Here is a 13,030-nt window from a genome sequence, read left to right on the forward strand (position 1 = left end):
TCGAGTCAATGTGACCCTCACGACGCACCATCTGCAGCATGCAACTCCGGGAGCATGCAACATCGACAGCAAGGAACGACATGAAGCCCGATCGCAGAGCCCTCATTGCGGCGTCCGCCGTTACGATCATCGCCGAGCAGGGCCCGCGTGCACTCACCCACCGGGCGGTTGATCAGTCCCTGGAACTTCCTGCCGGTTCGACGTCGTACTATTTCCGCACTCGCGAGTCACTTCTCGAAGCAACCGCATTGCACATCGTGCACCGGTCACGTTCGACTTTCGACGAACTCCACGAGAGGCCCAGCGATCCTGCTGCCCTGACGGCCGAGTATCTCGACGATCTTCTCTCGCACCGCAGACACGAATTGATCGCGCGCTATGCACTGCTCCTGGAAACTCCCCGAGATTCGGCATTGCACCAACTCCTCGAAGGCAGTCTGTTTTCGTTGGAGAAGGCAAGACCCGTCTTCGAAACCGTTGGCGTTGACGACCCTGATGTCTCTGCCGCAAATTTCCTGAGCCTACTGGAGGGCTTGATCTTCGACTATTGTCTCGGATCACGTAGCCGGGACCCTCACTCCAGCGAAACCGTTCGGCAACTTCGGATCCCGATCGACATCTACCTTCACGGAGTGGGGGTCCTCTGAAAAACCTTGGTCAGCAGAGGCTTCCGGTACAGGGTTGTCGACCAGAGAACAGCGCCGCGACAAAGGGAGTGCTGTCTGGAACCGAAGCCGGGACGGTCCCCAGATGATCAGTGGGATAGGTATGGAATGCAAAGTCCACACCGTTGGCAGCGAGGTCAGCCGCGAACTTCAGTGTCAGCGGTGCCGGAACATCGATGTCCGACAACCCCTGACCGATGAAGAACGGGCGGTCGTATCCTGCGGTCGGCACAGTGAGCAGTTCACGCGCAGCCTCCATGAATACTGGGTTGTCCAGCGACTTCGTCAGCACCTGCCCGAGTGTGACGGTTCCGTACTTCGTGCGCGCCTCGGTGTAGCACATGTTGTTCTCGACGTCGTCGAGGATGGTCTTGCCGAGCGGGGTCAGATACGAGTCGATGTCGATGTCCGGCCGCGAAGCACGCAGTCCGTCAAGAACGTTCGCGATGTAGACCGTCGTACCCTTGAGCGGAAGCGCCGGGAAAGCCGGACCACCGAGCGGTAGAAGATTTTCGATGTTCGAGGGGACACCAGTGGCGACAGCGCCGCGGTAGTCCAACTCCGGCGCGTAATCAGTGGCAAGCGAAGCGGTGAACATAGTTGCCTGCCCACCCTGCGACTGTCCCATCGCAACCCATTCGCTCGACAGGTCGTCGTCGACCGCACGAGCGGCACGCACCATGTCCACAACGCTGTGTGCAGCGGAACGACCGTCGAGATACGGGTGAACACCAGGTGTTCCGAGCCCCACGTAGTCGGTCGTCACCACCGCGTATCCCTGCTCCAGCCAGTGACCCAGATGCGTCGCGGTCCGTTCGAGCGGAACACTGCTGCTCGGCGCACACTGATCCGCGACACCCACCGTTCCGTGCGCATAGGAGATGACCGGCCAACCACCCTCGGGCGGAGCCCCCTCTGGGCGATACACCACACCGGTACTCGTCATCGGCGCATCCTTCGGGCCCGTCGACCAGTACGTCACCTTTGTCGCGCTCACGGCACCCGGGATCACCCGATCGGGACCGAGTAACTCCTGACTCACGACAGCACCCGGAGCATCGTTCGGTTCCGCTGCGGCCGGCGCCGCAACTGTCAACGCCACCAAAGCACTCGCACTCAGCCCGACGAGCGTCCTACCCAGTCGCTTACTCACGTACTTCTCCTACGATTGCGGTGACGGTGCATATGTGGTGATCGGCCCCACATCAGCCGATCGAGTTCAGACCATAGAACAGCCTTACCAATTGGTCAACCTAAATTTCCATTCCGCATCTACCGTCGTGACACGCCTGCTCGGGTAGGGTGGCGGTGTTCGATACGTGCAGGTCCCCAGCGAGATCAGGAGGCCGAAAGGCTCTCTCATGTCAGCACCTGATCTCCCGACCTTCCCTGCTTCGCAGCAGAAGTCGGTGGCCGCGATTCTCCGAGCAGCAGGTTGCGTATTCGCCGAAGACGAGGCTCGCCTACTTCTTCACACCGCACGCTCTCTCGATGAACTCGACGCGATGGTCGACCGACGAGTTGCCGGCGAACCACTCGAACCTGTCCTCGGATGGGTCGAGTTCTGCGGCTTGCGTATTCACATCGACTCTGGAGTCTTCGTCCCACGCCGGCGCACCGAGTTCCTCGCCCGGCAGGCCTGCTCACTCGTCGTCTCGGGAAGCGTCGTCGTCGACATGTGTTGTGGCTCAGGAGCTGTCGGTACCGTCCTGCAGTCGACGCTCGATGCCGTCGATTTGTACGCGGTAGATGTGGAACCAGCCGCGGTGCGGTGCGCTCGCCGAAACATCACACCGCCCGAGCGCGTACTCGAAGGCGATCTCTTCGAACCACTGCCGACGGAATTACTCGGTCGCGTGGATGTGGTCGTTGCCAATGCACCTTATGTCCCCACCGATTCGATCAGGCTGATGCCGCCCGAAGCCCGTCTTCACGAACCGCTGGTCTCGTTGGACGGCGGCACCGACGGACTGGACCTGCAGCGACGCATCATCGCGGACGCTGCGCCGTGGCTACGACCGGGTGGCTGTCTTCTCGTCGAGACGAGTACGGAGCAGGTCGAAATGACTGTTGAAACATTCACTCGGGGAGGTTTTCTCACTCGAGTGGCAACCTACAGTGAGACCGCCTCGACCGTGGTGATCGGTCAGTGTTGAAGGCGATCGGATCCTGGCGTGGACCACTCCCGAGCGCGGGCGGCAAAGCCGTCGACAAAAAGCCCGAACGCACGATCGACGCGGGCCCGGTCCCCAGTGGCCAGAAGATCCATCGACAGACCCCGCATTTGCGAGAGCAACAGAGTAGCGACAGAGGCAACATCGTCCTCGGGGCAACCCGCTTGTCGTAGACCGGCTTCCAGGGCCTCGATCCAATCGCCTACAAAACGGTCCAGGAACCGTCCGTAGCGTTCGCGGTCGCCGAGCGCGAGGGCGTAAATCTCGACCATCACTCGGAACCGCGGCAGGACCTCCGGCGTCGTACGTTCGGTCCACCACGCGGTCAGCACTGTCGCCGGATCGACCCCCGGTTTCATCGGAACCGCAATCGGAATGGACTCACCACGCATGTTCTCGATGACCTCGGAGAGCAGGTTCTCCTTGCTCTCGAAATGGTTGAGCAACGACGCATGCGACACACCTACGGCCTTGGCGAGCTGCCTCACCGTCAGTTCCCCGACACCGTTGTCGATGACGTAGCGGGTCAGCGCGTCGAGCAACTCCTCACGTCGCCCGGCGTATCTCAGGCTGCGTTTGTCGATGCGTTCGGGCTCCGGCACATACCCACCCTACCGGCCGGAATCACCAGGTCAGCGGCTGACTGCCTTCTGATACCGACGAATAGCGAACGGCACGAAGACGATCAGCAAACCGAAAGTCCACAACAGCGACGCGATGACCGGATTCTGCAGTGGCCACGCATCCGGAACCGTCATCGCAGGATTGGTATTGCCGAACAGTTCACGCACCGCCTGAGTCACCGCCGACACCGGATTCCATTCGGCGATCACTTTGAGCGGGCCGGGAAGATTGGTGGTCTCGACAAAAGTGTTCGCGATGAACGACAGCGGAAAGATGACGATGAAACTCGCGTTGTTGAACACCTCCGGCGTGCGGATCCAAAGCCCGACAACAGCCATGACCCATGACAATGCGTACGCGAAGAACAGAAGCAGCGCATACCCGGCCACCGCCTCGAGGAAGCTGGAATGGATGCGCCACCCCACCAGAAGACCGGTCAACGACATGACCACCAAGCTGATGACGTTGATCAACACGTCACTCGATGTTCGGCCGGTCAGCACGGCAGACGGAGCCATGGGCAGCGATCGAAATCTGTCGATGATTCCTTTCTGAATATCTTCGACCATCCCCAAACCAGTCCAGGTAGCACCGAATATGACTGTCTGCGTGAAGATTCCGGCGATCAGGAACTCTCGATACGACGTGCCCGGGACGGAGATCGCGCTGCCGAACACGTATGCGAACAAGAGCACGAACATGATCGGCGACAAAGTGGTGAACACCAGTAGATCCGGAACGCGCTTGATCTTGATCAAGTTTCGCCTGGCGATGGTCAAACCGTCTTCGAGCGCCATCTGCACGGTCATTTCTGATCCTCCAGTTCAGCCTGGTGCCCGGTCAGTGTGAGAAAGACATCGTCGAGAGTGGGCCGGCGCAGACCGACGTCGAACACCCGAATGCCTCGTGCCGACAGGAGATTCAGCGCTGCGACCAACGCATCTGTACCGTCGTCGACAGGAACGGTGACGCGACGGACATTCTCTTGAACCTGAATGTCCCCCACGGCAAGCGAGCGCAATTCTTCTCGGACGATGTCGAGATGTTCGACCTCGTGCACACTCAGTTCGATGCGCTCACCCCCGACCCGCGCCTTCAGCTGATCTGCAGTACCGCGCGCGATGACCGAGCCGCGGTCGATGACGGCGATCTGGTCGGCCAACCTCTCGGCTTCCTCCATGTATTGCGTCGTGAGCAACAGTGTTGTCCCCTGCGCCACCAACCCTTCGATGACATCCCAGAGACCGAGTCGCGCACGAGGATCGAGGCCGGTGGTCGGCTCGTCCAGAAACAACACCTGCGGCCGAGCAACCAATGCGCCGGCGAGATCGAGACGTCGCCGCATTCCGCCGGAATAGCCCTTGACCGGCCGATCTCCAGCCTCGACGAGATCGAACTGCTCGAGCAATTCACGCGCTCGGGCCTTACTGCTTCGGGCGCCGAGGTGATACAGCCTCCCGACCATGTCCAAGTTCTCATAGCCCGTCAGGTACTCGTCGACCGCGGCATACTGACCCGAAGCACCGATCTTGGATCGCAACGCCCGCGCATCCTCGACCACGTCCAGCCCGGCAACCTTGGCGCGTCCACCGTCCGGAATGAGCAGCGTCGTGAATATCCTTACCGCAGTGGTTTTTCCGGCGCCGTTGGGACCCAATAGAGCCATCACCGAACCCTCGCGCACTTCCAGGTCGATGCCGTCCAATGCCGTGACGTCGCCGTACTTCTTGACCAGCCCCTCGGCCACAATCGCTTCGGTCATGAGCCCTCCCGCATCGGTAATCCGTCGGTAGTCCGTTCCCCAGTGTGACCCAGGAGGCCGACACATTCCAGGATTTCACGCAGCAGTCCTGCAAACGGGCCCCGACAGGACCCAACCGTCGTGACTCCTCACGATTCGGCTCGCTCGCGTATTCAAGTGGACGAGAGTGCCCCGGATTTCAATTCATGTTAGCGTCGCAAAGTTCGTGCCTCAGAATGCACTCCAAACAAATTTCTCTACAGCCGAAGAATCTGACCTGGAGGATAACTCCCATGCGTTTCATCCCTATGCGACGGTACGCAATCCTACCGAAAACAATCCGTCTCATGTGCCTCTCGACGGCAATCGCACTATCGCTCACATTTGCCTATTCCTATCAGGGGCAAGGGCACACAGAATCACCTACGTTTGCTCCCACTGCTCTTTCTGCCAATCCGGAATCTGCTGCTCTCCCCTTCGACATTCCGGACCGGGCAACGCTGAACGGACGGAAGGTATTCGGACATTATTTTCCGCCGTACCCGGTATCTATCGACAACGCGACCCCGAACAGCGACTTCTACACAACTCAGTACATGACAGTGCATGGAGAGAACAATGCACACGTCAACTCAGCTGGATTCATCCGCGATCGGCCTGCTCCACGCCCTCCGATCGCAGATCCCCAGTGGCGTCAGAGAGATCTCGAAACTGAAGTTCGTCAGGCGGTCGCTGCTGGGCTCGACGGGTTCTCTGTCGACATCATGGCCAAGGCAACGGACACCAGTTGGTGGGGTTCAATCATTCCCGGCGCGCTCATGCAAGCCGCAGCCACAGTAGATCCGAATTTCAAAGTAATGCTCATGCCCGATATGAGCGCTTCTTTCAATAACATGACGCCTGCAGAGCTCGCCGCAGAAATGGCACCATATGCGACAAAACCGTCCGTATTCAAACTTGCGGACGGACGCCTCGTTATTTCCCCATTTCTTGCAGAAGCCAAAAGTCCAACATGGTGGTCGCAGTTCATCACCCTGATGAGTCAGTCCTATGGGATAAATGTCGCATTAGTTCCGGTGTTTTTAGACGCAGCGGCAAACCGCAATGCGTTTGCCTCCATCAGCTATGGCATGTCGAGTTGGGGAAACCGGAATCCGGCGGGAAACCCAGTGGTCAACAGCCCAAATACTCCGCTTGATTTGGCTGCCGCGGCTCATGCGTTGGGAAAGATCTGGATGCAATCGGTCTCCTTCCAAGACGTCAGACCGAGCCAGGCCATCTACGACGAAGCGGAAAACACACAGAATCTTCGCAATACCTGGCAGATCGCGCTCGATTCAGGCAGCGAATGGGTCCAACTGACAACCTGGAACGATTACAGCGAGGGGACTTCCTTCGCTCCCAGCGCCGGGCACGGACGCTCCCTCCTGGACATCAACGCCTACGGTCTGTACTGGTTCCGGTCAGGGGTAATGCCGACGATCGTCCGCGATACTGCCTATTTGAGTTATCGAACGCAGAAAGTATCCGCAGTGCCTGCCAACCCTTCGACACCCCCGATGTCACTGCGCCAATGGTCATCCCCCGCTCGCGACACCGTCGAGGTTCTCACCTTCTTGACCGCTCCCGCAGTCGTCAAAGTGACGGTGGGAACCACGACAACCACCTGCAATGCCCCGGCCGGGATGAGCAGCTGCATCGCCCCGTTGAAAGTAGGTTCCATCAAGGCTTCTGTCGTTCGCGGCACTACCGAGGTGTCCCGGGTGAGTTCGCACGCTGCGGTAACTGCCACCCCGTACAACCAGAATCTCGAGTACCTGGTTGATTCCAGTCGGAGATAACGGTGACGAAGATCGGGTCAGTCCGTCGACTCACCCGATCTTCGTTGCGCCATCGGTTTCGGCTGCAATTGGTAACTCGGGCAGCGATACCGCCCCCGTCCGCTCCACCTTCACTGCCAACGTCACCGCGGCGGCCAGTGCTGATACGCCCGCTCCGATCCAGTACAAAACCGCGAACGAATGCAGGGTCGGCACAGCGCTCGCACCGATCACCACCGTTGAACTGGCCAATACCGCTGCCGCAACGGCGCTTCCGGTGGAGGTACCGACCGAACGGAGCAGGCTGTTGAATCCGTTGGCCGAGGCAGTCTGATGGATCGGTGCAGATTCGGTGATCAGAGTCGGCATGGCTGCCAGGGAAAATGCCACACCGGCCGATACCACGGCAGCGCCGATCACGATATTGACCAACGTCGGCGCCAACAGCACACGCAAGACATATCCGATTGCAATGACGATCGCACCCGACGCCAACGTAGCCTTCGCTCCCCATCGCCTCGTCACTTTCGACGACACCGGCGCCAATCCGATCATCAGGACTCCGCCCGGCATCATCGCCAGTCCGGCTTCGGCAGCCGAGAGTCCGAGACCGTCCGCCGACGCCAGGGGCAACTGAAGTTCCTGCGTTGCCGCCAACGCGCTGATGAACATGGCAAAACCGAGTAATACTGCGCAGACGTTCGAAACCAGAATCGGAGCGCGAAGGGAAGTCCGCAGATCGACCAGCGGTGCCGGCGTGTGCAGTTCCCACGGAATCCATCCACAGAGCAAGACCACGCCGGACACGATCAGAACCAGAACCTCGGGGCTTGCCCAGCCCCATTCGGTTCCTTTCGAAACGGCCAGCAGCAGTGCAGTCATAGCGAGTGTGAGGACCGTGGCCCCCAGAAAGTCGAAGCGTCCGCGACTCTTCACCGCCGATTCCGGCACCACCAGCGGCAAGACGACTATCAGTACTACCCCGAATCCACCGGTGACCCAGAAAAGCGCGGGTAGTCCCCAGTGCGCCGAGATCACCCCAGCCATCGGCATACCGAACATGCCACCGATCCCCAACGTCGCACTCATGAGAGCTACTGCACCACTCAGCTTTTCCGGAGGAAGGACATCGCGCATGATGCTGATTCCGACGGGCAGAAGTGCCGTCGCGAACCCCTGCAACGAGCGCCCGAGGATCAGTAACCAGAAACTCTGGCTGAGCGCAGCAACCATGCAGCCGACGATCATCACGGCAAGACAGACGAGCATCATCGCGCGCTTGCCGAACATGTCGGCGAGTCTGCCGATGAGAGGGGTTGCGACGGCACCGGTCAGCAACGTCGAGGTCACCAGCCAGGAAGCGGTGGACGACGATACTCCCGATGCCGTCGCGAACGCAGGCAGGACCGGCACCACCAAGGTCTGTTGCAGCGCGACCACCACACCGCTCAGACTCAGGACGCCGACGACCCACCCGGTCCGCGCTTTCGCGCGAACAGTCTTGTCCGTCAAGCGTTCGAGCGAGCGGCTACTCCGGCGTCGACAGGAACCACGATGCCACTCATGTGGGCACTCGCGTCGGCGGCGAGGAACAGGACTACTCGCGTGATCTCGAAGGGATCCAGCCAACCGACCGGCTGCGCATGCAGAGTCGCGTACACGGGTTCGACGTCGTCTGCCGTCGGCGATTCGAGGTCAGGCCGCATCATTGCGTACATCATGTCGTTGTGAATCATGGGCGTCGAGATGTTTCCCGGTGCAATAGCATTCACGGTCACACCCGAGTTGGCCAGTTCGAGCGACACACTCTTCGTCAAACCGATGACGCCCCATTTGGAGGCGCCGTACGCCGCCATCTGGGTGCCACCTGATCGACCCATCATCGAGGAAATCGTGATGATGCGACCGTAACCACGTTCCGCCATTCCACCTGACACGGCCGCAACGGTGTTGAACACACCGGTCAGGTTCGACGAGATGACTTCGTTCCACTGTGCCGACGTCATCGACGTGATCGGAGCGGGCACGGACACACCGGCATTCGCGACGGCGATGTCGACACGGCCGAACTCGGCTTCAGCGCGGGCAACGAGCGCGTCCATTGCTTCGCGATCAGCAGTGTCTGCCTTGACGGCAATGCACCGACGACCGGTGGCTTCCACCAAACGAACGGTTTCCTTCAGATCCTCCTCGTTTGCGAGGGGGTAGGCGACGACATCACTGTTCTCGCACCGGTCGCAGATCACGATGTCCGCGCCACGCTCCGCGAATGCGACAGCGTGGGCGCGCCCCTGACCGCGTGCGGCGCCGGTGATCAGTGCAACTTTTCCTTCGAAGCTGCCTTCGAGGCTGTTCATGCCGTCTCCTAGTTCGTCGTATGCAAGCGTGCGCTGTACTGCATGCGTACTCCGAACCCGCCCGAAAGAAACAGTCGATCCCGAACAGCGGGAATCCAGCCGATCACTGGTAAACGGCGGTCTCGAATTCCAGGTATCCGTTGATGGATCCAGCGTCCGCGAACGGCAGAATCTGCGTTGCCCAGAACCCGCCGACGCCGGTCTGCCGGTCGATCCAGTAATAGAGGTTGGCAAGACCCGCCCAAGCCAGCGATCCAGCCGGCCTACCGGTGGGTGCCACCTCTTCATTTGTCATGAAGGAGTATGCCCATCCCTTGGGTACACCGGGGAAGAATTCCGCATCGTTGGACAGCGTCGGGAGAACTCCGGGCAACAACCCCACGTGCTGGCCTTCGAGCCCGTTCTGAACGGCTGCAGCTACCGTCTCCGGCGACAACACGCGACCGGATGTGCCCGCGCCGTCGTTGAGCCACATACGAATGAACTTCATGTAGTCGCCGACAGTGCCGTGCAAACCGTGACCACCCATGTGCACCTCGGGTTCGGCCGGAAGCTCGAATCCGATGAGCGGAGTGAGGCTTCCGTCGCTCTCACGCTGATGGATCGGCGCAAGTCGATCCTTCATCGACGGGCTCATCGTGAATGCCGTATCGGCCATCTCGAGAGGTTCGAAGATGCGCTGACGCATGACATCGCCGAGTCGCTGACCTCGAATCGACTCGACGACCTGTCCGGCCCAGTCGATGTTGGTGCCGTACTCCCATTTCTCACCCGGGTCGAAGAGCAGCGGTGTCGTGAGCGCCGCTTTGCTACACGTGATCACGCTGGGTTGCCCATGTTCCTGTGAGAGCCGGTTGTACGACTCGTTGAAGAAGTCGTAGCCGAACCCTGCAGTGTGAAGGAGCAGCATGCGAGTGGTGATGTCGCGCTTGGGTTCCCGAAGAACGGGGTTTCCACCGGCGTCGAAACCGTCCAGGACCTTCAGCTCACCGATGCCGGGAACATAGGTCGCTGCAGGTGCATCGAGATCGAGCAATCCCTCCTCCACACATTGCAGGACAGCGGTACCGGTGATCGCCTTGGTGGTGGAGAAGAGCGCAAAGGTTGTATCGAGGGTCATCGGAACGCCGGAACCGAGAGTCCGCTCGCCCGCAGCGCCCTCGTAGATGTTGCCTTCTCGATCCGTAATCATCGCGACCACACCCGGGACGCGATCAGCCCCCTGAGTTGCTCGCGCCAGCACGTCGTCGAGGCGCTGCTTCGAAAGGGGCTTCCGCGCAATATCTTCGATCGTCACTGCATTTCTCCATCCGACTTGCAACTTGTCTTGTCGAACAGAATGTAACGGCGATCACACACCCGGCTCTGCCTCGAAACGGCAGGAAAACTGTCTCGTTTCGGCAGAACCGGGCAGAGTCTGAAGTCAGCTCTGGGGCGCTCCGATATTTACCAGCCAGGAAATACCGAATTTGTCTGTACAGGCGCCGAATTCGTCGCCCCACATCTGCTTCTCGAGCGGAACGCTGACCGTACCTGTTCCCGACAGTTGCTCCCAGTACCCGCGCAGCACATCGCCGTCGTCGCCGCTGAGGCTGACCGTGATGTTGTCGCCGGGGTTGTACGGCATGCCGGGCGGAGTGTCAGCACCCATCAGGGTGTATCCCTGATCGGTCTCGAGCATTCCGTGCATGATCTTGTCCCCGCCTTCGCCGGGATTGCCGAATTCACCGAACGTGCTCAGCGCCAGCGTGCCACCGAAAATGCCCTTGTAGAACTCCAACGCTTCACGCGCGTTACCGTTGAAACTGATGTACGGATTGAGTCGAGTTGCCATGACGTACTCCTAGCTCGTGGGATTGCTGTCACGTTCGATTTCAATCCTTGCAGAACGCTCCGACACGAAACAACGGATCATCGCAGTTCATCGAGTGCGTAAACCGATCGTCATGACCGTTCAAACAACTGTCCTCAGAGTGGGTTCCGAGTCTCGGAAGGCAACTCTCCGAACCGTTTCCGGTAGGCGGCCGCAAACATGCCCAGATTGACGTAGCCCCAGGCGTTTGCGATTTCGGAGACGGTTCTCCCATCGGAACGCAACAGTTCGCTGCGTACCCCCTCCAGTCGACGCGCGCGCAATCGTTGCCCCGGCGTGGTGTCTCGGTACCGTCGAAATCCCGCAGTGAGCGCCCGGACACTGACGCCCACCGCAGCCGCGATCTCGGACGCCGTCGGCACCGAGCGCGCGAAGGTATCGATGTACTCCTCCGCCGATCGCACGTATGCCGGTTCGGCGGAGGCGACGTCGACGCCGAGTTGCAACCCGGCCTGCGTCGCCCACTCGTCGAGAAGCTGAGCCGTGATGAGTTCTTGAACCCTGGCGCCCAGCCTTTCACCCGACATCGCGTCAGGCGACTCTGCAATCGCGCAAACGACGTAGTCCATCAATGCGAGCCAACTCGAGCCACGGCCGCCGATGGTGCACTTGTGCCGCCACAGACGATCGTCGGGAACCGCCCCGTACCACTGCCGGGCGTGGTCGGCGACAAGCTGATGCGGCACAGTGAGATTCAGCTGCAGATGATCCTCGTCGAATTCGACGAAATAGTCGGTCCGACTACAGTCGGCGACAAAAGTCTCCCCCACGGCAGTATTTGCCGCAGCTCCCCGGCCAAGGGCATGTCGGCCGTTGCCTCTGATCGTCGTCAGAACCAGAATGTTTCCGGCCTCAGGAGAACATTCACCGACAGAGACCGGAATGCCGTAGCAGAATCGGGTCACGTCGATCTTGCCCACCGCCGCCGAGTACATGTCCGAAGCCGGCTTCAACCGACTTCCTATCGGCGTGACCGTATACGGCATGTAGATGTTGTCGGACCATTCCTTGATGCGATCCCAGTCCCGAGAAAAGGCCTGGTGATGCTGCATAGTGGGCCGGCCGGCCGCGTCGATGAGCAAGGCATCCTCGAACATGGTTCGAGTATCGCACCAGGGCCCGTGAAGGTCACGAAAAGTGAGCTGACGCGGTCTATGGCTGTACGGCGGCAGATCGTGTTGCAGCAAAAAGCAGCGAATCCACCGCGGTCCCCCGGATCACCATGTGAGCCCTCATCCGCCCCTCCTCCACCATTCCGATTTTGGTGAGCACCGACGCCGACGCCGAGTTCTCCGGACGACACGTTGCCTGCACGCGCTGTGCTCCAAGGCGAGCGAAGGCGAGTCCCAGGACCGCGCTCCCTGCCTCGGATGCATAACCTCGTCCTTGGAACTTCGGGTTCACGACAAAACCGAGTTCCGCCCGCCGGTGCGCGGCGGATACTTCCCACACAGCTACCGAACCGACGACCGTTCCATCAGCCTTCGACGTGATGGCCAGGGTGAACGTGCGACGCTCGACGAGCGCAGCTTCGAGTGCCGCGTCAGCCAGGAATGCCCTGGTCACCGCTGGGGTGTTCGGCCCCCAATCAACATATCTACAGACGGCAGGGTCGGACGCGTACCGATGGACGGCATCTTCATCCGCGGCAGTGAAATCTCGAAGCACAAGGCGTTCCGTAGTCAACGTGAACATCCAGCGATCCTAGAGCGAGCCCAAAAGCACCTCTTGACTCGAACTCATGTTCGAGTATTGTTTGGGGAGGGGATCGGGGGA

The 13,030-nt window shown here is 60.2% G+C and carries 13 protein-coding genes; 3 read left to right on the forward strand and 10 right to left on the reverse strand.

Features of this window, described 5'->3' with window-relative positions; genetic code table 11:
- The first annotated feature begins 80 nt into the window (after positions 1-80).
- Positions 81-647: a TetR/AcrR family transcriptional regulator gene (locus H7C86_RS06560; protein ID WP_182261272.1), complete on the forward strand. Its 567-nt coding sequence runs from the start codon at positions 81-83 to the stop codon at positions 645-647.
- Between the two features lie 10 nt (positions 648-657).
- On the opposite strand, the gene H7C86_RS06565 is transcribed toward H7C86_RS06560, so the two are convergent.
- Positions 658-1,818, reverse strand: coding sequence for a lipase family protein (locus tag H7C86_RS06565; RefSeq protein ID WP_182261273.1), 1,161 nt, complete (start codon positions 1,816-1,818; stop codon positions 658-660).
- A gap of 208 nt (positions 1,819-2,026) precedes the next feature.
- Between H7C86_RS06565 and H7C86_RS06570 the strand changes: the two genes are divergently transcribed.
- Entirely contained in the window at positions 2,027-2,821 is a 795-nt protein-coding gene (locus H7C86_RS06570; protein WP_020906129.1) for a putative protein N(5)-glutamine methyltransferase, read from the forward strand.
- On the opposite strand, the gene H7C86_RS06575 is transcribed toward H7C86_RS06570, so the two are convergent.
- Genes H7C86_RS06575 through H7C86_RS06585 form a run of 3 tightly spaced genes read right to left on the reverse strand, consistent with a single transcriptional unit; the run spans position 2,812 to position 5,225 of the window.
- Complete coding sequence (locus H7C86_RS06575; protein ID WP_019746866.1) at positions 2,812-3,441, reverse strand: TetR/AcrR family transcriptional regulator; 630 nt, start codon at positions 3,439-3,441, stop codon at positions 2,812-2,814. The two genes, H7C86_RS06570 and H7C86_RS06575, sit on opposite strands and share 10 nt — an antisense overlap.
- Before the next feature lie 30 nt (positions 3,442-3,471).
- The gene (locus tag H7C86_RS06580; RefSeq protein ID WP_003945537.1) at positions 3,472-4,272 is read right to left on the reverse strand and encodes an ABC transporter permease; all 801 of its coding nucleotides are present in this window, start codon (positions 4,270-4,272) and stop codon (positions 3,472-3,474) included.
- Entirely contained in the window at positions 4,269-5,225 is a 957-nt protein-coding gene (locus H7C86_RS06585) for a daunorubicin resistance protein DrrA family ABC transporter ATP-binding protein (protein WP_003945489.1), read from the reverse strand. Before H7C86_RS06585 ends, H7C86_RS06580 begins: the two co-directional genes overlap by 4 nt.
- 215 nt (positions 5,226-5,440) lie before the next feature.
- Here H7C86_RS06585 and H7C86_RS06590 point away from each other — a divergent pair, with 215 nt between their 5' ends.
- Positions 5,441-7,045: a glycoside hydrolase family 71 protein gene (locus tag H7C86_RS06590; protein WP_259349050.1), complete on the forward strand. Its 1,605-nt coding sequence runs from the start codon at positions 5,441-5,443 to the stop codon at positions 7,043-7,045.
- Between the two features lie 30 nt (positions 7,046-7,075).
- Here the strand turns inward: H7C86_RS06590 and H7C86_RS06595 are convergent, their stop codons facing one another.
- The 6 genes from H7C86_RS06595 to H7C86_RS06620 form a co-directional block, all read right to left on the reverse strand.
- Positions 7,076-8,536, reverse strand: a complete 1,461-nt coding sequence (locus tag H7C86_RS06595) for an MFS transporter (RefSeq protein ID WP_182261275.1) — start codon at positions 8,534-8,536, stop codon at positions 7,076-7,078.
- Positions 8,533-9,381: a mycofactocin-coupled SDR family oxidoreductase gene (locus H7C86_RS06600; RefSeq protein ID WP_019746862.1), complete on the reverse strand. Its 849-nt coding sequence runs from the start codon at positions 9,379-9,381 to the stop codon at positions 8,533-8,535. Before H7C86_RS06600 ends, H7C86_RS06595 begins: the two co-directional genes overlap by 4 nt.
- A 103-nt stretch (positions 9,382-9,484) precedes the next feature.
- Complete coding sequence (locus H7C86_RS06605; protein ID WP_259349055.1) at positions 9,485-10,624, reverse strand: serine hydrolase; 1,140 nt, start codon at positions 10,622-10,624, stop codon at positions 9,485-9,487.
- 180 nt (positions 10,625-10,804) lie between these two features.
- On the reverse strand, positions 10,805-11,215 hold the full coding sequence (locus H7C86_RS06610) for a VOC family protein (RefSeq protein ID WP_003945857.1): 411 nt from the start codon (positions 11,213-11,215) through the stop codon (positions 10,805-10,807).
- A gap of 134 nt (positions 11,216-11,349) precedes the next feature.
- Positions 11,350-12,351: a helix-turn-helix domain-containing protein gene (locus tag H7C86_RS06615; RefSeq protein ID WP_182261277.1), complete on the reverse strand. Its 1,002-nt coding sequence runs from the start codon at positions 12,349-12,351 to the stop codon at positions 11,350-11,352.
- Positions 12,352-12,406: 55 nt separating this feature from the next.
- Positions 12,407-12,949, reverse strand: coding sequence for a GNAT family N-acetyltransferase (locus tag H7C86_RS06620; protein WP_182261278.1), 543 nt, complete (start codon positions 12,947-12,949; stop codon positions 12,407-12,409).
- Positions 12,950-13,030 lie beyond the last annotated feature (81 nt).

The sequence above is a fragment of the Rhodococcus sp. UFZ-B548 genome (genome assembly GCF_903819475.1).
In the GTDB taxonomy this organism is placed as follows: Bacteria; Actinomycetota; Actinomycetes; order Mycobacteriales; family Mycobacteriaceae; genus Rhodococcus_F; species Rhodococcus_F erythropolis.

Coding starts and splice junctions, on each gene's coding strand:
- H7C86_RS06570 (WP_020906129.1), top strand. CDS start 2,027: ATGTCAGCACCTGATCTCCCGACCTTCCCTGCTTCGCAGCAGAAGTCG.
- H7C86_RS06610 (WP_003945857.1), bottom strand. CDS start 11,215: ATGGCAACTCGACTCAATCCGTACATCAGTTTCAACGGTAACGCGCGT.
- H7C86_RS06585 (WP_003945489.1), bottom strand. CDS start 5,225: ATGACCGAAGCGATTGTGGCCGAGGGGCTGGTCAAGAAGTACGGCGAC.
- H7C86_RS06560 (WP_182261272.1), top strand. CDS start 81: ATGAAGCCCGATCGCAGAGCCCTCATTGCGGCGTCCGCCGTTACGATC.
- H7C86_RS06600 (WP_019746862.1), bottom strand. CDS start 9,381: ATGAACAGCCTCGAAGGCAGCTTCGAAGGAAAAGTTGCACTGATCACC.
- H7C86_RS06615 (WP_182261277.1), bottom strand. CDS start 12,351: ATGTTCGAGGATGCCTTGCTCATCGACGCGGCCGGCCGGCCCACTATG.
- H7C86_RS06590 (WP_259349050.1), top strand. CDS start 5,441: ATGCACTCCAAACAAATTTCTCTACAGCCGAAGAATCTGACCTGGAGG.
- H7C86_RS06580 (WP_003945537.1), bottom strand. CDS start 4,272: ATGACCGTGCAGATGGCGCTCGAAGACGGTTTGACCATCGCCAGGCGA.
- H7C86_RS06620 (WP_182261278.1), bottom strand. CDS start 12,949: ATGTTCACGTTGACTACGGAACGCCTTGTGCTTCGAGATTTCACTGCC.